The 20002-nt window shown below is 69.5% G+C and carries 17 protein-coding genes and 1 riboswitch; of the genes, 13 read left to right on the top strand and 4 right to left on the bottom strand.

The features are described from left to right. Window positions 1-205: 205 nt before the first annotated feature. The 10 genes from ACIOGX_RS35130 to ACIOGX_RS35175 all read left to right on the top strand — a co-directional run bounded on the left by ACIOGX_RS35130 (window position 206) and on the right by ACIOGX_RS35175 (window position 10185). Window positions 206-814, top strand: a complete 609-nt coding sequence (locus ACIOGX_RS35130) for a CDP-alcohol phosphatidyltransferase family protein (protein ID WP_129771643.1) — start codon at window positions 206-208, stop codon at window positions 812-814. A 113-nt stretch (window positions 815-927) separates the two neighbouring features. Beyond that, window positions 928-3423, top strand: coding sequence for a mannose-1-phosphate guanyltransferase (locus ACIOGX_RS35135; protein WP_356518176.1), 2496 nt, complete (start codon window positions 928-930; stop codon window positions 3421-3423). 110 nt (window positions 3424-3533) lie between these two features. Then, window positions 3534-4463, top strand: a complete 930-nt coding sequence (locus ACIOGX_RS35140; RefSeq protein WP_401762618.1) for a DUF881 domain-containing protein — start codon at window positions 3534-3536, stop codon at window positions 4461-4463. Beyond that, window positions 4460-4792, top strand: a complete 333-nt coding sequence (locus ACIOGX_RS35145) for a small basic family protein (RefSeq protein WP_023543062.1) — start codon at window positions 4460-4462, stop codon at window positions 4790-4792. The genes ACIOGX_RS35140 and ACIOGX_RS35145 overlap by 4 nt, the downstream gene beginning before the upstream one ends. A gap of 5 nt (window positions 4793-4797) precedes the next feature. Then, window positions 4798-5586 carry a DUF881 domain-containing protein gene (locus tag ACIOGX_RS35150; protein ID WP_356518180.1) on the top strand — a complete coding sequence of 263 codons (789 nt, stop codon included), beginning with the start codon at window positions 4798-4800 and terminating at the stop codon, window positions 5584-5586. 82 nt (window positions 5587-5668) lie between these two features. Beyond that, on the top strand, window positions 5669-6553 hold the full coding sequence (locus tag ACIOGX_RS35155) for an FHA domain-containing protein (protein ID WP_356518283.1): 885 nt from the start codon (window positions 5669-5671) through the stop codon (window positions 6551-6553). Between the two features lie 16 nt (window positions 6554-6569). After that, the gene (locus ACIOGX_RS35160; protein WP_356518182.1) at window positions 6570-7307 is read left to right on the top strand and encodes a MerR family transcriptional regulator; all 738 of its coding nucleotides are present in this window, start codon (window positions 6570-6572) and stop codon (window positions 7305-7307) included. 53 nt (window positions 7308-7360) lie between these two features. Then, window positions 7361-7834, top strand: coding sequence for a bifunctional nuclease family protein (locus tag ACIOGX_RS35165; protein ID WP_006123076.1), 474 nt, complete (start codon window positions 7361-7363; stop codon window positions 7832-7834). 179 nt (window positions 7835-8013) lie between these two features. Continuing rightward, on the top strand, window positions 8014-8583 hold the full coding sequence (locus tag ACIOGX_RS35170) for a MerR family transcriptional regulator (RefSeq protein ID WP_129771638.1): 570 nt from the start codon (window positions 8014-8016) through the stop codon (window positions 8581-8583). A 48-nt stretch (window positions 8584-8631) separates the two neighbouring features. After that, entirely contained in the window at window positions 8632-10185 is a 1554-nt protein-coding gene (locus tag ACIOGX_RS35175; protein ID WP_401918772.1) for a DNA polymerase IV, read from the top strand. On the opposite strand, the gene ACIOGX_RS35180 is transcribed toward ACIOGX_RS35175, so the two are convergent. Beyond that, a complete protein-coding gene (locus ACIOGX_RS35180; protein ID WP_351419684.1) occupies window positions 10080-10478 on the bottom strand; it encodes a PRC-barrel domain-containing protein in 399 nt (132 codons plus the stop codon). The genes ACIOGX_RS35175 and ACIOGX_RS35180 overlap by 106 nt on opposite strands. Window positions 10479-10601: 123 nt before the next feature. Further along, window positions 10602-10699, top strand: a riboswitch (glycine riboswitch). 177 nt (window positions 10700-10876) lie between these two features. On the opposite strand from ACIOGX_RS35180, the gene gcvP reads away from it, so the two are divergent. Then, entirely contained in the window at window positions 10877-13762 is a 2886-nt protein-coding gene (gene gcvP / locus ACIOGX_RS35185; RefSeq protein ID WP_356518187.1) for an aminomethyl-transferring glycine dehydrogenase, read from the top strand. Window positions 13763-13893: 131 nt separating this feature from the next. Here gcvP and ACIOGX_RS35190 read toward each other — a convergent pair whose 3' ends face one another. After that, a complete protein-coding gene (locus ACIOGX_RS35190) occupies window positions 13894-14100 on the bottom strand; it encodes a DUF5999 family protein (protein WP_030353035.1) in 207 nt (68 codons plus the stop codon). Between the two features lie 314 nt (window positions 14101-14414). Then, the gene (locus ACIOGX_RS35195) at window positions 14415-15023 is read right to left on the bottom strand and encodes a hypothetical protein (RefSeq protein WP_356518189.1); all 609 of its coding nucleotides are present in this window, start codon (window positions 15021-15023) and stop codon (window positions 14415-14417) included. A gap of 503 nt (window positions 15024-15526) precedes the next feature. Between ACIOGX_RS35195 and ACIOGX_RS35200 the strand changes: the two genes are divergently transcribed. Beyond that, window positions 15527-17083 carry a glutamate--cysteine ligase gene (locus ACIOGX_RS35200; RefSeq protein ID WP_401918775.1) on the top strand — a complete coding sequence of 519 codons (1557 nt, stop codon included), beginning with the start codon at window positions 15527-15529 and terminating at the stop codon, window positions 17081-17083. 84 nt (window positions 17084-17167) lie between these two features. Here the strand turns inward: ACIOGX_RS35200 and ACIOGX_RS35205 are convergent, their stop codons facing one another. After that, on the bottom strand, window positions 17168-18970 hold the full coding sequence (locus ACIOGX_RS35205; protein WP_401918777.1) for a substrate-binding domain-containing protein: 1803 nt from the start codon (window positions 18968-18970) through the stop codon (window positions 17168-17170). A 182-nt stretch (window positions 18971-19152) separates the two neighbouring features. On the opposite strand from ACIOGX_RS35205, the gene ACIOGX_RS35210 reads away from it, so the two are divergent. Further along, window positions 19153-19953, top strand: a complete 801-nt coding sequence (locus ACIOGX_RS35210; RefSeq protein WP_401918779.1) for a CPBP family intramembrane glutamic endopeptidase — start codon at window positions 19153-19155, stop codon at window positions 19951-19953. Window positions 19954-20002 lie beyond the last annotated feature (49 nt).

Genomic DNA, 20002 nt, shown 5'->3' on the forward strand with positions numbered 1-20002 from the left:
GGTACTGCAGGGGGGACCCTGTGGGAGAGTAGGACGCCGCCGAACAATTTTTGATGGGAATGCCCCGCACCTTTGGTGCGGGGCATTTCTGCGTTCGGGGGAACACTCACTTTTGCCCTTTTCCTCACCCCCCTGCGTCGGTGTGCCGGCCCTGAGGGTAGGGTCAGGAGGCATCGTTGGCACGTTCCACACAGGAGGCCCCCGGGTGGAGGTCCAGGAGACTCGCGTTCAGACGGACCGGGTGCTCACCATCCCCAACATCCTCAGCATGGCCCGCCTCGTCGGCGTACCGCTCTTCCTGTGGCTGATCCTGCGCCCCGAGTTCGGCGGGCCGAAGAGCGATGGATGGGCCTTGCTGGTGCTCATGCTGAGCGGCGTCAGCGACTATCTCGACGGCAAGCTCGCCCGCCGCTGGAACCAGATCAGCAGCCTGGGGCGACTTCTCGACCCCGCGGCCGACCGGCTCTACATCCTTTCCACCCTGGTTGGCCTCACCTGGCGGGAGATTCTTCCCCTCTGGCTCACCGCGGCCCTCGTGGCCCGGGAACTGATGCTTCTGGTCATGGTGGCCATCCTTCGCAGGCACGGCTATCCGCCTCCCCAGGTGAACTTCCTGGGCAAGGCGGCTACCTTCAACTTGATGTACGCCTTCCCGCTGCTGCTCCTCAGTGACGGAAGCGGCTGGCTTGCGTCACTCGCTGAAGTTTTCGGATGGGCGTTCGCTATTTGGGGTACAAGTCTCTATTGGTGGGCAGGGATCCTGTATGTGGTCCAGGTCCGTCGGCTTGTCAAGGCGGACAACGTGGCCGACTGAACTCGTCGATGTGGTGCCGCGCAGTGTCGCCGGCCCGCGCCCGACGTCAATGGGGCCTCTGTCCAGACGGGTGAAGTCGGCGAGACCGTCTCTTCAAGGAGGACGCTTCCGACATGAAGGCCGTCGTGATGGCCGGTGGCGAAGGTACTCGACTTCGCCCCATGACCTCAAGCATGCCCAAGCCGCTCCTGCCGGTCGTCAATCGACCGATCATGGAGCATGTGCTGCGGTTGCTCAAGCGCCATGGGCTCAGTGAGACCGTCGTAACCGTGCAATTCCTCGCCTCTCTCGTCAAGAATTATTTCGGTGACGGTGAAGAGCTGGGCATGGAACTGACCTATGCCAACGAGGAGAAGCCGCTCGGCACCGCGGGGAGTGTGAAGAACGCGGAGGAGGCACTGAAGGACGACGCCTTCCTCGTTATTTCCGGTGACGCGCTCACCGATTTCGATCTGACCGACCTCATCGCCTTCCACAAGGAAAAGGGCGCACTGGTGACGGTGTGTCTGACCCGGGTGCCGAATCCTCTGGAATTCGGCATCACGATCGTGGACGAAGAGGGAAAGGTCGAGCGCTTCCTGGAGAAGCCCACCTGGGGACAGGTCTTCTCGGACACCGTGAACACGGGCATCTACGTGATGGAGCCCGAGGTCTTCGACTATGTCGAGGCCGACGTGTCGGTGGACTGGTCCGGTGATGTCTTCCCTCAGCTGATGAAGGAGGGCAAGAAGGTCTACGGCTATATCGCCGAGGGCTACTGGGAGGACGTCGGCACGCACGAGAGCTACGTCAAGGCCCAGGCCGATGTGCTCGAAGGCAAGGTCGACGTCGATATCGACGGCTTCGAGATCTCACCGGGCGTGTGGATCGCCGAAGGCGCCGAGGTCCATCCCGACGCCGTTCTGCGCGGGCCGCTGTACATCGGTGACTACGCCAAGGTCGAGGCCGACGCGGAGATTCGCGAGCACACCGTCGTCGGATCCAATGTCGTCGTCAAGACCGGCGCGTTCCTCCATAAAGCCGTCGTCCACGACAACGTCTACATCGGGCAGCACAGCAATCTGCGCGGCTGTGTGATCGGCAAGAACACGGACATCATGCGCGCCGCCCGGATCGAGGACGGCGCGGTCATCGGCGACGAGTGTCTCGTCGGCGAGGAATCGATCATCCAGGGCAATGTGCGGGTCTACCCGTTCAAGACCATCGAAGCCGGCGCCTTCGTCAACACATCGGTGATCTGGGAGTCCAGGGGGCAGGCGCATCTCTTCGGAGCGCGCGGTGTCTCCGGCATCCTGAACGTCGAGATCACGCCAGAAGTGGCGGTACGGCTCGCGGGGGCGTACGCCACGACCCTGAAGAAGGGCTCCACCGTCACCACGGCGCGTGACCACTCACGTGGTGCCCGTGCGCTCAAGCGCGCCGTCATCTCGTCATTGCAGTCCAGCGCCATCGACGTACGGGACCTGGAGAATGTCCCGCTGCCGGTGGCCCGGCAGCAGACAGCCCGGGGCAGCGCCGGCGGCATCATGATCCGTACCACGCCCGGGGTCCCGGACTCCGTGGACATCATGTTCTTCGACGAGCGCGGCGCCGACCTGTCGCAGGGCGGTCAGCGCAAGCTGGACCGGGTGTACGCGCGACAGGAGTACCGGCGCGCGTTCCCCGGGGAGATCGGAGATCTGCACTTCCCGGCCAGCGTCTTCGACTCGTACACGGGCTCGCTGCTGCGCAATGTCGATACGACCGGGATCGCGGAGGCCGGGCTGAAGGTCGTGGTCGACGCGTCCAACGGCAGCGCCGGTCTCGTGCTGCCCAGCCTTCTGGGCCGGCTCGGCGTCGACGCGCTGACCATCAACCCCGGCCTCGACGAGTCCCGGCCGACCGAGACGGCCGAGTCGCGCCGTTCGGGCCTCGTCAGGCTCGGTGAGATCGTCGCCTCGGCGCGGGCCGCGTTCGGGGTGCGGTTCGACCCCGTCGGCGAGCGGCTGTCACTGGTCGACGAGCGGGGCAGGATCATCGAGGACGACCGCGCCCTGCTGGTCCTGCTCGATCTCGTCGCGGCCGAGCGCCGCAGCGGCCGGGTGGCGCTGCCCGTGACCACCACGAGGATCGCCGAGCAGGTCGCCGCGTACCACGGCACGCAGGTGGAGTGGACGACCACCTCGCCGGACGATCTGACCCGGGTGGGCCGTGAGGAGACCACGATCTTCGGCGGCGACGGGCGTGGAGCCTTCATCGTGCCGGAGTTCAGCAGTGTCCTGGACGGTACGGCCGCCTTCGTGCGGCTGATCGGTCTGGTGGCGCGTACGCAGCTCACGCTGAGCCAGATCGACGCCCGTATCCCGCGTGCCCATGTGCTGCGCCGGGATCTGGCGACGCCCTGGGCCGTCAAGGGGCTGGTCATGCGCAGCGTCGTCGAGGCGGCCGGAGACCGGCAGGTGGACACGACGGACGGGGTGCGTGTGGTGGAGGCCGACGGCCGCTGGGTGATGGTGCTGCCCGACCCGGCCGAGGCCGTCACTCATCTGTGGGCGGAAGGTCCCGACGACGCGTCGGCGCAGGCGCTGCTCGACGAGTGGTCGTCGGTCGTGGACAGCGCAGGTCACTAGGGCCCTACGCGGGTGTGACACCGGTGTGCCGTACGGCGTGATCGACGGCCGTACGGCGCGCCGGTGGGGCCATTCGGCGGTAGCGGCCCCGACGTGCGACGATGTGCGTCATGTCGCAGCAGCCCCCCATTCGGAGCACCGGCTCTCCGCCGCCGCGCCCCGACGCGTCGATGTCGCTGCTGAACAATGTGATGGACCACAGCCTCGACGAGGGCTACGCGGAGGCGGCGGCGCGCAGAGACGCGGAGGAAGGCGGTCTGCCGCGCACGCTCAAGGCGAAGCTCGGCCTCGCCGCGGGGCTGGTGCTGGCGGCTTTCGTGGTCACCGTCGGCGCGGCCCAGGCGCGGATCTCGGCGCCCGTGGTGGCCAAGGAGCGCGAGGAACTCATCAGCCGGATCGACGCGGAGACCGCCACGGCGGACACGCTGGAGAGCGCGGTCGAGAAGCTGCGCGCCGAGGTGGGTGAACGCCAGCGCGCGGCCCTGCGGGCTCACGGCGGCGACCAGGGCGAGCTGGTCGCTCTGCTCGCGGGTGCGACGCCGGTGCACGGTCCTGGTGTGCAGCTCGTGGTGGACGACGCCAAGGACGCCGAGTCCGGTGGTGACGGGCCGCGGGAGAGCAGCGGCTTCTCCGACACGGGCCGGGTGCGCGACCGCGATATGCAGCGCGTCGTCAACGGGCTGTGGGAGTCGGGCGCGGAAGCGATCGCGATCAATGGACAGCGGCTGACCTCGCTGTCCGCGATCCGGGCCGCGGGCGACGCCATACTGGTCGACAACAGACCGCTGGTGCCGCCGTACACGGTGCTCGCGGTGGGGGACGGGAAGAAGCTGAGCACCGCGTTCCAGGACAGCGCCGACGGTCAGTATCTGCACGCGCTCCAGGAGAACTTCGGTATTCGCACCAGCATCTCGGATCAGGAAGAGGTGCGTCTGCCTGCCGCGCCGAGCCTGATCGTACGTACAGCAGAGCCGAAGGCCGCCGACGCCGGGAAGGGCAACGGACAGGGCGCGGCCAACACCGGGAAGGGCACATCGTGATCGCCGTACTGGGCCTCGTCGTGGGAGTCGTGGTCGGATTGTTGGTCCGGCCCGAGGTGCCGGCGGTGGTCGAGCCCTATCTGCCGATTGCCGTCGTCGCCGCGCTCGACGCGGTCTTCGGGGGACTGCGCGCCATGCTCGACGGGATCTTCGTCGACAAGGTCTTCGTCGTCTCGTTCCTGTCGAACGTGGTCGTGGCCGCGCTGATCGTGTTCCTGGGCGACAAACTGGGCGTGGGCGCGCAGTTGTCCACCGGCGTGGTCGTCGTGTTCGGTATCCGTATCTTCTCCAACGCTGCCGCGATCCGCCGGCATGTGTTCCGGGCGTGAGGCCGATGAACGGCGGAGAGAACCCCAGGAACGAGAACGGTACGGGCGGCCCGTCGGAGCCGGAGAGCCAACAGCTCACGGGGCGTCAGAGGTTGGCCGCGGGGCTGTGGCCGCCGAGGGTCACCCGGGCCCAGCTGATCGTCGCCGTCCTGCTGTTCGTGCTCGGACTCGGGCTCGCCATCCAGGTCACCTCGAACAACGACGACAGCGCGCTGCGGGGCGCCCGTCAGGAGGACCTGGTGCGCATCCTCGACGAACTCGACAACCGTACGCAGCGCCTTGAGGACGAGAAGCAGCGTCTCGACGCCCAGCGCACCGAGTTGGAGACCAGCTCGGACCAGGCGGAGGAGGCGCGCAAGCAGACGCGGGAGAAGGAGCAGCAGCTGGGCATCCTGGCCGGCACGGTCGCGGCGCAGGGGCCCGGCATCACGCTGGCCATCGACGATCCCAGCGGCACGGTGGAGCCGGACATGCTGCTCGACGCGATCCAGGAGCTGCGGGCGGCGGGCGCCGAGGCCATCCAGGTCAATGACGTGCGGGTGGTCGCCGATACATACTTCTCGGGTACGGGGGGTGACGTTCAGGTGGATGGCAACCGAGTCGCCGCCCCGTACGTCTTCAAGGTCATCGGTAAGCCGCAGGATCTGGAGCCCGCCCTCAATATTCCGGGCGGAGTGGTCCAGACGCTGGAGAAGGAGCAGGCCACAGCCACGGTGACGCGTGCTGAGAAGATCATCGTGGACGCCTTGCGACCGGCGAAGCGTCCTGACTACGCTCGGTCGTCGTCGCAGTGAGGCAGGGGTGCATGGCAGCCGCCGTACGCGGGCATGAGGTTGCGGGGGGTCGGCGCACGATCAGCGTGGTGCGTGGTGGAAACTGTCCGGTGGATACGGACGTTGTCAAGATGTCCGGGTCGGCAGGTGTGTTCATTCAGGGTTCGTCCTGCCCCACGGGCGGGTCTGTTTCGGTCAAGGGGAATCGCCCGTGAAGTTGTTTGCGAAGTTGTTCGGCAAGAGCGCACGCGAGGAGAGCGGCACCGCCCGCCATCGCGCGTCGCGCCATGGCCAGAGCGAGGAGTCGGGCGGCGAGCGTCCGCTCTTCCGCGACCAGGTGGGTGGCGAGGCGCCCGGCGCGTCGTCTGTTGACCCTGCTGGTCCCGGCCGCATAGGTTTCGAGGACTCATCTGTCCCCGGGGGGCAGTCGCGGCAGGAGGATCCCTCTATGTCGGCCTTGCCTGTATGCACGAGGTGCGGACACCGGAACGCCGAAGCCAGCCGGTTCTGCTCCAACTGTGGCGCGCCACTGCGGGGCGGAGCGCCCGCGGAGCGCGCTTCGGAGACCACCTCGACGATCTCCATCTCGGGTCTTGAGGCGTATGACTCCGAGGTGACCGGTCAGACGTCGCTTCCCTCGCTCACGCCGGAGGCGCAGGCGGCGGTCGACGCGCTGCCGACGGGGTCGGCGCTCCTGGTGGTGCGCCGCGGTCCGAATTCGGGCAGCCGCTTCCTGCTGGACGGCGAGCTGACCACGGCCGGCCGTCATCCGGAGAGCGACATCTTCCTGGACGATGTGACCGTGTCGCGGCGCCATGTGGAGTTCCGCAGGGGTGCCGATGGCCGCTTCACCGTCTCGGACGTGGGCAGTCTGAACGGTACGTACGTCAATCGTGAGCGGATCGATTCGGTCCTGCTGGCGAACGGCGACGAGGTCCAGATCGGTAAGTACCGGCTGGTCTTCTACGCGAGCCAGCGGGGCGTGTGACCCTCAGGGAAGGTCCATGCTGCGCACACCGAAGGGCGGTGCCGGATCCGGTACCGCCCCCACGGGCGGGCCGCTGCTGAGCATCGGCGCGGTGCTCGCCCGGCTGCGGGACGAGTTTCCCGGCATCTCCATCTCCAAGATCCGGTTTCTGGAGGCGGAGGGCCTGGTCGAGCCGGACAGGACCCCCTCCGGTTACCGGAAGTTCAGTGACGGGGATGTCGAGCGGCTGGCCCGGGTGCTGCGGATGCAGCGCGACCACTATCTGCCCCTGAAGGTCATCAGGGAGCAGCTGGACGCCCTGGGGCGCGGCGAGCACGTCCAGCTGCCGAGTCCGCAGCGCGGGCCGCTGAGCGCCGTCCCGGAGGCGGAGCCCGGGGTTCAGACCGCCGCGCGAGTCGGCCGTGACGAGCTGCTGGCCGCCGCCGGGGTCGGTGAGAGTCTGCTCGACGAGTGGGAATCGTACGGTCTCATCACGCCGTTGCCGGACGGCGGCTACGACGCCGGGGCCGTCACCGTGGCCCGGCTCGTCTCGGATCTCGGACGATTCGGTCTGGAGCCCCGGCATCTGCGGGTCATGAAGGCGGCCGCGGAACGCGAGGCCGGACTGGTCGAACAGGTCGTGTCGCCGCTGCGCCGGCACCGTAATCCGCAGACCAGGGCCCATGCCGAGGCGACCACCAAGGAGCTGGCCGCGCTCTCCACACGGCTTCACGCGGCTCTGGTCCGGACCGCCCTCGGGGTCCTGCCGGACTGATCATGGGGGAGTCCGACTACCCAAACCTGCCGGGCACGTCCTAGGGTTGCTGTGTGAACGAGCTCGACGTTGTGGGTGTCCGGGTGGAAATGCCCTCCAACCAACCGATCGTGCTCCTGCGTGAAGTGGGAGGCGACCGGTACCTCCCCATTTGGATCGGACCGGGGGAGGCGACCGCCATTGCCTTCGCCCAGCAGGGCATGGCCCCGGCCCGGCCGCTGACCCATGACCTCTTCAAGGACGTGCTGGAAGCGGTGGGCCAGGAGCTCACCGAAGTCCGGATCACGGACCTTCGTGAAGGGGTCTTCTATGCGGAGCTGGTCTTCGCGAGCGGGGTCGAGGTGAGCGCCAGGCCGTCCGATGCCATAGCGCTCGCGCTGCGCACGGGCACGCCGATCTATGGCAGTGACGGGGTTCTGGACGATGCCGGCATCGCCATCCCGGACGAGCAGGAGGACGAGGTGGAGAAGTTCCGCGAGTTCCTCGACCAGATCTCTCCGGAGGACTTCGGGACCAACAGCCAGTGAGCGGCCGGTGAGCGCTGCGCCGGGCTCTGTCAGCGCATTCGGTCAGTCTTTCCCCGAAAAGGGGCACGCGAAACCACACTCAGGGTGATTATCACTCGGCGTGGCGAGTGTGGCGATCGTTGACGCACCCCTGGTGACTGCCTACCTTCGACAGGGCAGGTCAAGGACGGAGGGTCGGCGTGAGAAGCAGCGGCGACAGTACGGCGGCGGGCGGTCCGTATCCGCTTCACGGCAGTACCCCCGACCCCGGTGCGGAGACGGTCGGATACCGGGGTCCGACCGCGTGCGCGGCGGCGGGGATCACGTACCGCCAGTTGGACTACTGGGCACGCACGGGGCTCGTCGAGCCGAGTGTCCGCCCGGCGTACGGGTCGGGCACCCAGCGGCTCTACAGCTTCCGGGACGTGGTCGTCCTCAAGATCGTGAAGCGGTTCCTGGACACCGGGGTCGCTCTGCAGAACATCAGGGCGGCCGTCCAGCATCTGCGGGCGGGCGGCTTCCAGGATCTGGACCGGGTGACGCTCATGAGCGACGGCGCGACCGTCTACGAGTGCTCCTCGCCCGACGAGGTCGTGAGCCTGCTCCAGGGGGGCCAGGGGGTCTTCGGGATCGCGGTCGGTGTGGTGTGGCGGGATGTCGAGGCCGCGCTGTCCCAGCTCCATGGGGAGCGGATCGACACCGGCGAGACACTGATCGGCAACAACCCCGCCGATGAACTGGCCAGACGGCGGCGGGACCGGGCTGTCTGACCCGCGTCCCCGGGCCGATTGTCAGTGGCGTGAGGGAACATCGGTGGTGTGAGATCCGCGCCGACGATCCTGCATCTGGACATGGATGCCTTCTTCGCCGCCGCCGAGCAGGCGGCGAAGCCGAGTCTGCGCGGAAAGCCGGTGGTGGTCGGCGGTCTGGGGCCGCGTGGGGTGGTCTCCACGGCCTCGTACGAGGCGAGACGCTTCGGGGTGCACTCGGCGATGCCGATGGCCCAGGCGAGGCGTCTGGCGCCGAACGCCGCCTATCTCGTGCCGCGCTTCGCGCTCTACCGCGCGGTCAGCGAGCAGGTCATGGAGCTGCTGGGGAGGCTCTCGCCGCTGGTGGAGCCGCTGAGCCTGGACGAGGCGTTCGTGGACCTGGAGGCGGGCGGCTCGGCCGATGACACGGCCTCGGCGCTGGCGGCGGGTGAGCGGCTGCGCAGGGACATCAGGGCGGTGACGGGGCTCAGTGGTTCGGTGGGGCTCGCGGGGTCCAAGATGCTGGCGAAGATCGGCTCCGAGCAGGCCAAGCCGGACGGCCTCGTGCTCATAGAGCCCGGTACGGAGCGCGCGCTGCTGGGCCCCATGCCGGTGCGCACGCTGCCCGGGGTCGGGCCCGCGACCGGGGACCATCTGCGCCGGGCGGGCATGACCACGGTCGCCGAGCTGGCCGAAGCGGGTGAGGACGAGCTCGTACGGCTGCTGGGGAAGGCGCACGGCGCCTCGCTGTACCGGATGGCGCTGGGGCGTGACGACCGGGCCGTGGTGTCCGAGCGCGATGCCAAGTCCGTGTCGGTCGAGGACACCTTCGATGTCGATCTGCACGACCGGGTCCGGGTGCGTACGGAAGTGGACAGGCTCGCCGACCGGTGCGTCGAGCGGCTGCGGGCGGCCGGGCGTTCGGGGCGGACCGTCGTCCTCAAGGTGCGGCGGTACGACTTCTCGACCCTGACGCGCTCGGAGACCCTGCGCGGGCCCACGGACGACCCGGGGGTGGTGCGGGAGGCCGCGGGGCGGCTGCTGGAGTCGGTGGACACCACGGGCGGGGTGCGGCTGCTCGGAGTGGGGGTGACCGGGCTCGCGGACTTCACGCAGGAGGACCTCTTCGCCCAGGCGGCGGCCGAGGAGTCCGCCGCCGCCCCGCACGCGCCGGCGGACGAGCGGGAGCACGAGCCGGTGGGCGCGGGCGCGGCGGGGACCGCGGGCGCGGCTGGGGGAGGGGCGGTCGGCGACGGGACGGCGGTGCCCGGAGCGGCCGGGAGCGGCGGCGGGCCCGTGGAGGTACCGGAAGTGCCCGCCGAGCGGCGTTTCCCGGCGGGACACGATGTACGTCATCGGGAGTTCGGTGCGGGGTGGGTGCAGGGCAGCGGGTTGCGGAGAGTCACCGTACGGTTCGAGGAGCCGGGTTCCGCGCCGGGACGGGTGCGGACCTTCTGGGCCGACGACCCTGATCTGGAGCTGTCCGAGCCGCTGCCCCTGGTGCCGGCGGTGGCGGGTCAGTCGTCCTGGCCGGCCAGCCGTCCGAAGTCGCGTTCGGAGTCACGGTCGGACAGCGACGCGGGCCGTTCGGGTGACTCGGGGTCCGGGAGGGCCAGGCCGTAGTGGTGGTACAGCTGGAGTTCCTGGTCGGGGGAGAGATGCCGGCCGACACCGAAATCGGGGGCGTCCCGGATCAGCGCCCGCTCGAACGGGATCCGCAGACCGTCCTGGGACAGGGTGCTGGGGGCGAGGGGAACGAAGGCGTCGCGGCTGAAGAGTCCGGTACGGACGGCGGCCCACTCGGGGATTCCGGTGGCGTCGTCGAGATACACCTCGTCCACAGTCCCGAGCTTATGGCCGTTGCGGTCGAACGCCTTGCGGCCTATCAGACTGCGCGGATCAATGTCGGTCTCCACGGTCCCTCCAACTGGTCGCAACTGCTCGCAACTGCTTGTGAATACTACAAAAGTGCAGAACTCGGACGTCGGCCACTCGAAAGTTGTGCCGAAGGCCGCGCTGGTAGGCTGGCAAGCGGCTGCTGACCCCGTGCGGGAGAGTCCTCCGGAGAGAAGGCCGGAGGCGCCGAAGGAGCAAATCCTCCCCGGAATCTCTCAGGCCCCCGTACCGCACGGACGAGGTCACTCTGGAAAGCAGGGCGGGCGTCGGACGGCACCCGCTCTCACCGACGGTGAAAGCCGGGCCGCCTCAGGGCGGGCCGGTGAAGCTCTCAGGTCGAGATGACAGAGGGGGAGGCCGTTCGGGCACCCGTGTCTCGGTGCCCTTCACAGGTCGCGTCGACCAGGAGGCCTCCGCAATGACCGTCAACCGCATTCCGCTCTCCCAGCTGGAGCGAGGCACCCCCTTCGAGCAGCGCCACATCGGACCCGACGCGCCGGCGCAGGCGAAGATGCTGGCGCAGGTCGGCTACGGCTCGCTCGACGAGCTGACCGCCGCCGCGGTGCCGGACGTCATCAAGAGCACGGAGGCGCTGCGTCTTCCGGGAGCGCGCACCGAGGCCGAGGTGCTGGCCGAGCTGCGCTCCCTCGCGGACCGCAACCAGGTGCTCGCGCCGATGATCGGGCTCGGCTACTACGGCACGTACACGCCGTCGGTGATCCTGCGCAATGTCATGGAGAACCCGGCCTGGTACACCGCGTACACGCCGTACCAGCCGGAGATCTCCCAGGGCCGGCTCGAGGCGCTGCTCAACTTCCAGACGGTCGTGGCCGAGCTGACCGGTCTGCCGACCTCGGGCGCCTCGCTGCTGGACGAGGGCACCGCGGCGGCGGAGGCCATGGCGCTCGCCCGCCGGGTCGGCAAGGTCAAGGGCGGCGTCTTCCTGGTGGACGCCGACGCTCTGCCGCAGACCATCGCCGTGATCGAGACCCGCGCCGAGCCGACCGGTGTCGAGGTCGTCGTCGCGGACCTGAGCGAGGGCATCCCGGCCGAGGTGGCCGAGCGCGGGGTCTTCGGCGTGCTGCTCCAGTACCCGGGCGCCTCGGGGGCCGTACGGGACATCAGGCCCGTGGTCGAGCAGGCGCACGGCCTCGGCGCGATCGTCACCGTCGCCGCCGATCTGCTCGCGCTGACGCTCCTCACCTCACCGGGTGAGCTGGGCGCCGACATCGCGGTCGGCACCACCCAGCGCTTCGGGGTCCCGATGGGCTTCGGCGGACCGCACGCCGGATTCATGGCCGTACGCGAGAAGTTCGCGCGCAGCCTGCCGGGCCGGCTCGTCGGGGTTTCCGTCGACGCCGACGGCAACAAGGCGTACCGGCTGGCGCTCCAGACCCGCGAGCAGCACATCCGCCGCGAGAAGGCCACCAGCAACATCTGCACCGCGCAGGTGCTGCTCGCCGTCATGGCCGGGATGTACGCGGTGTACCACGGCCCCGAGGGGCTGCGGTCCATCGCGCGCCGCACCCACCGCTACGCCACGCTGCTCGCCGAGGGGCTGCGCGCCGGCGGCGTCGAGATCGTGCACGGCGCCTACTTCGACACGCTGACCGTACGCGTCCCGGGCCGCGCCGCCGAGATGGTCGCCGCCGCCCGTGAGGGCGGGGTCAACCTCCATCTGGCCGACGCCGATCATGTCTCCATCGCCTGCGACGAGACCACCGGCCGTACGCAACTGGCCGCCGTGTGGACCGCCTTCGGCGTGAGCGGGGACATCGAGGCGCTGGACGAGGCCACCGGGGAGGCGCTGCCCGACGGGCTGCTGCGGACCGACGACTATCTGACGCACCCCGTCTTCCACCAGTACCGCTCCGAGACCGCGATGCTGCGCTACCTGCGCCGGCTCGCGGACCGCGACTACGCGCTGGACCGCGGCATGATCCCGCTCGGCTCCTGCACGATGAAGCTGAACGCGACGACCGAGATGGAGCCGGTCACCTGGCCCGAGTTCGGCGCGCTGCACCCCTTCGCGCCGGCCGACCAGGCGCAGGGCTATCTGACGCTGATCAGGGAGCTGGAGGAGCGGCTCGCCGAGGTCACCGGCTACGACGCGGTCTCCCTCCAGCCCAACGCCGGTTCACAGGGCGAGCTGGCGGGCCTGCTGGCGGTACGGGCGTACCACCGGGCCAACGGCGACACCGGACGCACCGTCTGTCTCATCCCGTCCTCCGCGCACGGCACGAACGCGGCGAGCGCGGTGATGGCCGGCATGAAGGTCGTCGTCGTCAAGACCCGTGAGGACGGCGATGTCGACGTCGAGGACCTGCACGCCAAGATCGCCCAGCACGGCGCCGAGTTGGCCGTCCTGATGGTCACCTACCCGTCCACGCACGGGGTGTTCGAGGAGCACATCGGTGACATCTGCGCGGCCGTGCACGACGCGGGCGGCCAGGTGTACGTCGACGGCGCGAACCTCAACGCGCTGGTGGGTCTGGCGAAGCCGGGCAGGTTCGGTTCGGACGTGTCGCATCTGAATCTGCACAAGACGTTCTGCATCCCGCACGGCGGCGGCGGTCCCGGCGTCGGCCCGGTCGGGGTACGGGCCCACCTCGCCCCGTATCTGCCCAACCACCCGCTCCAGCCGGCGGCCGGGCCCGCGACGGGCGTCGGACCGATCTCGGCGGCTCCGTGGGGCTCGGCCGGCATTCTGCCGATCTCCTGGGCGTATGTGCGGCTGATGGGCGGCGAGGGCCTCAAGCGCGCGACGCAGGTGGCCGTGCTCGCCGCCAACTACATCGCCAAGCGCCTGGAGCCGCACTACCCGGTGCTCTACACCGGTCCGAACGGACTGGTGGCCCATGAGTGCATCGTGGATCTGCGGCCGCTCTCCAAGGCGACCGGCGTCAGCGTCGACGACATCGCGAAGCGGCTGATCGACTACGGCTTCCACGCGCCGACGATGTCGTTCCCGGTGGCGGGGACGCTGATGATCGAGCCCACCGAGAGCGAGGACCTGACCGAGATCGACCGCTTCTGCGAGGCGATGATCGCGATTCGCGCGGAGATCGAGAAGGTCGCGTCGGGCGAGTGGTCCGCGGACGACAACCCGCTGTCCAACGCCCCGCACACGGCCGCCGCGCTGGGCGGTGCGTGGGAGCACGCGTACAGCCGCGACGAGGCGGTCTTCCCCGCCGGGGTCTCGGCGGCGGACAAGTACTGGCCGCCGGTGCGCCGTATCGACGGTGCCTTCGGGGACCGCAATCTGGTCTGTTCCTGCCCGCCGTTGGACGCGTACGACAACTGACGGCCGGGCCCTGTCCGACTGACACGGAGCGGTCGGCTCGCGGGGCCGGACATGCGTCGGGGCCGGTGCGGAGGAAGGTCTCCGGGCCGGCCCCAGTCATTCCGGCGGCGTTCGGACGCCACCGGGCGGCATCAGGCCGCCGTCACCACCTGTTCGGTCCGCAGCGGCCGGTGCGGGGCGATGATCTTCCCGTCGGGCAGCAGCTCGCCGGTGTCCTCGAAGAGGAGAACGCCATTGCACAGCAGACTCCAGCCCTGCTCCGGATGGTGAGCCATCAGTCGGGCGGCGTCGCGGTCGGCGGAGTCGGCTGTGGGACAGGCTGGTTGGTGCTGGCACATGGGCGAGTTCTTTCGCTGTGTCGTAGTGAGTGTCCTGCGGCTCGATTCGGTCAAGGCCGCCCCCCGGTTTCGTCTGGTCCAGTCCTAGTGTTGCCCTACGGACGGCAATCCGCAGGGATTTCGCGACAGCGCTTCCTTCTGCTTAAGGACGTGTCACCCAGCCGGACGGTTCAGTTCAACTTGGCTGTCTTTTCGGGTGGTTCGGGGTGGCCGGACCGGGCTAGCCCGGATGAGCAGAAAGGTACCCCGCGACCATAGCGGCCGCGGGGTACGGGAGGAGTGCGCGACGCGGGCGCGCTGCCCGCGCCCCGGTTTCAGGCCGGCGTACGCAGGAGAGGCGCGGGCGCGAGCCGCAGTCCGATCATGGGCAGCAACTCGGCGACGCGGTGCGGACGGTGGGCCGCGATGCCCGGCGGGGCCGGCGCGAGAGGCACCAGGATGTCGGCCGGCGCGGGGGTCCCCGTGGAAGCGTCCGCTTCCGTGTCCCCGTGCAGCCAGAGCGTCAGCATGTAGAGCTCGGGCACCGAGAGCAGCCGGGGCTGGTACGCGATTCCCAGGGACTCCGCCTGCCGTACGGCCCGCTCCGTCGCGGTCACGTACGGCCCCTCGAAGAAGCGCGAGAAGGCCCAGCCGTCCGCGGTGAGCATCGTGTCCGCCGCCGCGACGGCGTGGTCACCGCTGCGGATCAGGAAGCGCCAGCCGGCCAGCCTGGTGCGTGGCGTACGTCCGGCCGGAGCGGTCGTCCGGGCTGCCGGGGTGACATGGTCGAGCACATGGACGGGCAGCGGGAGTTCTGGACTCAGGGGTCCCTTGACGGACTGCAGAGCGGGGGTGCGGGCATCGCGCACGGCGGTAGGGGAACCGAGTGCCGCGAGAACGCTGCGCAGGGCGGGCGCGGGGGCCGGGGGAACATGCAGCGGCATGGTGGGTTGCCTCTCACTCAGGAGACAGGGGTGACGCGTGAGGTGGAGCATGGGCGGGTGCGGACGTCGCTGTCAGCATGCGGGGTCAGAGGTGGGCGCATGGCTGTACGGCCGATGCCGACTCTCTGCCTCGTATACGGGAGTTTATACGACACGTGTTCGTGTCATGTTTCTGCTAGCTGTCCTGCATATTGCGGACAAGGCACTATTAAGTCCATCTCCTGCGTAGTTTCTGCTGATAAGCGCGGAACGCAGGCGTCTGGCCTGGGGCGTTTGATCCGCCGCGGACGGCCGAAACTCGTCGGCGTTTTTCGCGGCCGGTCGGGCAGTGGATACAGAACACCACGCCATGCCATAGGAATGTGCCGCACGACCGATGTCCACACTGTACCCGGTACACGGCGTCGGTGGGACGTTACGGATCACTCCGTGTGGGCATTATCGATCGTGACGCGAGCGCCCGGTGCCGCGGGCAGCCCACTCGATCGAGGAGGGACACTTCGATGGGTGAGAAGGTCGAGGCGGGCGGTTCCGGACTGTCCGATCGGCAGAAATACCGCAGAAAGCTGCAGCAGTGCCTGGCGGTGCTGGGGCGGCTCCTGGCGGAGGAGGGGTTCGATCGACCCAAGAATCTGATGGGTCTGGAGATCGAACTGAATCTCGCGGGGTCCGACGGGATGCCCCGGATGATGAATGCCGAGGTGCTGAAGCGTATCGCGAGCGGTGATTTCCAGACCGAACTCGGAATGTTCAACATGGAAGTGAACGTGGCTCCGCACCGGCTGGGCGGACGGGTTCTCGACCAGCTGGCCGAAGAACTCCGTACCGGCCTCGGATATGCCCACCGCAAAGCGAGCGAGGTGGACGCGGGGATCGTGATGATCGGAATTCTCCCGACCCTCACCCGGCATGACGTGGTGTCCGCGAATCTCTCCGACGTCGACCGCTACACCCTGCTCAACGAACAGATGCTGGCGGCCAGGGGCGAGGATTTCACCCTCGACATCGAAGGGGTCGAGCGGCTTACGTGCACCTCGTCGTCGATCACTCCCGAGGCCGCCTGCACCTCCGTACAGCTCCATCTCCAGGTGACGCCCGACCGGTTCGCCGATGTGTGGAACGCCGCCCAGGCGATGGCATCGGTGCAGGTGGCACTCGGTGCCAATGCGCCGTTCCTGTTCGGCCGGGAGCTGTGGCGGGAGTCCAGGCCGCCGCTCTTCGAACAGGCCACCGACACCCGGCCGCCGGAGCTGAAGGCCCAGGGGGTGCGCCCCAGAACCTGGTTCGGGGAGCGCTGGATCGAATCCGCGTACGACCTCTTCGAGGAGAATCTGCGCTACTTCCCGCCGCTGCTGCCGATCTGCGACGACGAGGACCCGCTGCGGGTGCTCGACGGCGGTGGGGTGCCGGAACTCCAGGAACTGGCGCTGCACAACGGCACGGTCTACCGCTGGAACCGGCCGGTGTACGAGGTCGCCGACGGCGTCCCGCATCTGCGGGTGGAGAACCGCGTGCTGCCCGCGGGCCCCACCGTCACCGACGTGATCGCCAACACCGCCTTCTACTACGGGCTGGTGCGTGCGCTCGCCGAGGACGCCAGGCCGGTGTGGAGCCGGCTGTCCTTCGCCGACGCGGCGGCCAACTTCGACCTCGCCTGCCGCCATGGCATCGACGCGGAGCTGCGCTGGCCGCGCCCCGGCCGGGCCACCGGTCTGACGACCGTGCCGGTGGTGAAGCTCGTACGTGACGAGCTGCTGCCGCTCGCCGCCGCCGGTCTGGACGCGTGGCAGATCGAGCCGGCCGACCGCGACTTCTATCTCGGGGTGATCGAGGAGCGCTGCAAGCGGCGGATGAACGGGGCCGCGTGGCAGGTGGACACCTTCCACCGGGCGCTGGAGGCCGGTCTCGAACGGGACGCCGCGCTGGCGGCCATGACCCGCCGCTACTGCGAGCTGATGCACCAGGGCGAGCCGGTGCACAGCTGGCCGCTGGGGTTCCCGGGGTCCTCCGGAGACGGATCGGCTGAGCGACGGGATCGGCTGAGCGACGGGATCGGCTGAGCGCGGGATCGGCTGAGCCGTGCCGCGTACGGTCCGTCGGCGCGCGGGCCGTACGCCGCTGAGCACGCCCCCCGCGGGCCGTGCTCAGCGGCGGTCGGCCGCCGTCGCGTCGGGCCCGGTCAGTCCGGCCGACAGCATGACCGCCCGGAGCATCACGGTCTGGATCTCGGCGGGATCGCTCACCTCGTAGCCCGCGCCCCCGGTGGCCCTGGCGATCGTGTCGACCTCGTTCCGGTCGGCGTCGGGGCCCACCGCGATCGCGATCAGCGGCACCGGACGGCGGGGGTCCACGACGGTCTTCAGCCGTTTGATCAGCTCGGCCCGTGAGATCGAGTCGTCGTCCTTGTTGGAGCCGTCGGTGAGGATGACGAGCGCGTTGAACTTCCCGCCGACGTATGTGGCCACGGCTTCCCGGTAGGCGGCCAGCGTCGTGTCGTACAGACCGGTGTCGCCGCCCGGCACGGGTTCGAGCGCGGTGAAGGCGTCCGAGAGCCGGTCCCGGTGGGTGGCGCCGTCCTTCACCGGCTTGCCCAGCCGGGCCGTTCGCTCCAGCTCGCGGTAGTCCTTGGCGCCGTCCAGCCGGGTGGAGAACTCCCACAGACCGATCTCGTCCTCGGGCGTGAACCCCGCGAGAGCCCGGAGCAGCGAGGCTTTCGTGACGTCCATCCGGCTCTGGCCGTCCCGGCCGGGCACGGCCGCCGCCATGGAACCCGAGGTGTCCACGACCGTCGTCAGCCGCGCGCTCTGCACCGTCACCGTCCACAGGCCGAGCGCGCGCTGAAGTGCCTCCGAGGACGGCGGCCCCGCGTCCTTCCCGTCGTACGGCTGGGGCGCGAGGCCGCCCGCCGTACGCACCAGGGCGGAGTCCAGCGCCGTGTCCGCCCCCCGGAAGCCGTGCTCCCGGAGCGTGCGGTACGCGGCCTCGTCGCCGAGCAGCGCCATGAACCGCATGGCGGCGCGGCTCTGGTCGGTGGTCAGCTCGGTCTCGTCGACGATGCTGTACGGGTAGTCGAGTACGGGCGCGCCGTCCGTGGGGTAGAAGAGATGGAGGCCCGCGGAGCCGTTGCCTTCGGAGTTGTGGGTGAACGCGGCCTGTTCGGAGAGCAGCACCGCCTCGTTGCGGCGGGGATTGCCCTTCTCCGCGCCCGAGTCGTCGCGCGCCAGCGTCTCCAGCACCCGCGTGTCGGTGTCGGAGACGCGCTGCGTGAGGAGTTCGGCGGTGGCGGCGGTACGGGTGTCGCCGTCGGCGCCCTCCTGCCGCGAGGACTCGGCGATGCTGCTGAGCGCGAGCAGCCCCGTGGCACTGCGGGCGGGGTCGCCCGAGCCGAGCAGCAGCCCGTCGTCGCCGGTCGCGGTCGCGGCCAGTTCGGCCCATGTATAGCGCTCGCGGGGCCAGCCCAGGGCACGCGCGGCCGTGGGTACGGTGGCCAGTGTCACCGGAGAGAGGGCGACCGTCCCGGCCGGGGTCAGCGAGATGCCGTCGCCCAGTCCCTTGGCCCGCTCCACCCAGACGTCGGAGTCGGGCACCCATACCTGGTAGCCGGGCGGCCCGGAGCCGTCGGCGAGCGCGGCGGCGACCTGGTAGTTCTCGCGTGCCTCGACCCGTACGTCGAGACAGTGGCCGTCGGTGGTCACCCGGTCCTGCCGCGCGCGGTCCGCGATGGCGCGCAGCGCGGGGGCGATATCGGGGGAGGCCGCCAGATCCAGCCGTACCGGGGCGTCCGCGCAGGGGTCCGCGAAGGAGAGGAGACCGCTCTGTGCCACCACCCCTGTCCCCGCCGCCACGGCCAGGACCAGCCCGGTGGCGATGGAGACGGTGCGACGGCGCGGAGAACGGGCCCTGCCCGTGCCGGTCGCCTTCGCATCGGGCAAGCTGTGACGTCCCATGACGGTGGCGCCCCTCCTTCATGAAGGGTGTACAAGGGCTGGCAGAGTGGACGAGAACGAGCCTCGCCACGCGAACGGCGAATTGCTCCCCCGGCCTGTCGCGCGCGATCTTCGTACCTGCATTCGAGACCCTAGCGGCACCGCGTGGGGCATGAGGCGGGATTACCCAACTGGAGGCAGGTGTGCAGGCGGAGGCGGGCCTGGAGGACGGTTCCCATCCCCGGGAGGCCATCTCACGCGGGACATTGCGGTCCGAGACCGTACTCGTACTGGCGCTCTCGCTCGGCGCGAGCGGAGTGTCGGCGCTGATCAGCTTCATCGGCTCGCTGACCAGACCGGAGGCGCTGAGCGACCAGGCGGCGAAGCTCAACGCATCGGCGGCGCCCGGCCGGCCGTGGCTCGACCTCACCTGGCAGCTCTTCGGGATCTGCACGGCGCTGGTGCCCGTCCTGCTGGTCGCGCATCTGCTGACGCGGGAGGGCAGCGGGCTGCGCGCCATCGGCTTCGACGGCTGGCGGCCCTGGCCCGACCTGGGGCGCGGCACACTGATCGCGGCCGGTATCGGGAGCGCCGGGCTCGCGTTCTATCTGGCGATGCAGGAGGCGGGCTTCAACCTGACCGTGGAGCCGGAATCGCTGCCCGATGTGTGGTGGAAGTTTCCGGTGCTGATCCTCTCCGCGGCGCAGAACTCCGTGCTGGAGGAGGTCATCGTCGTCGGCTATCTGCTGCGCAGACTCGGTCAGCTGGGGTGGACGCCGATGGCCGCGCTGGTGGCCAGCTCCGTGCTGCGCGGCTCGTACCACCTGTACCAGGGGATCGGCGGCTTCATCGGCAACATGGTGATGGGCGTCGTGTTCGTCCTGCTGTACCGGCGCTGGGGGCGGGTCGGGCCGCTGGTGGTGGCCCACACACTGCTCGACATCGGGGCGTTCGTCGGGTACGCGCTGCTGGCCGGGAAGGTGGGCTGGCTGCCCACGGTGTAGCCGCGCGTGGCGGTGGTTCGCGTCGGGCGTCGGTGTCCGGCGGACGAGG

It is taken from the genome of Streptomyces sp. NPDC088147 (assembly GCF_044741565.1).
GTDB lineage: Bacteria > Actinomycetota > Actinomycetes > Streptomycetales > Streptomycetaceae > Streptomyces.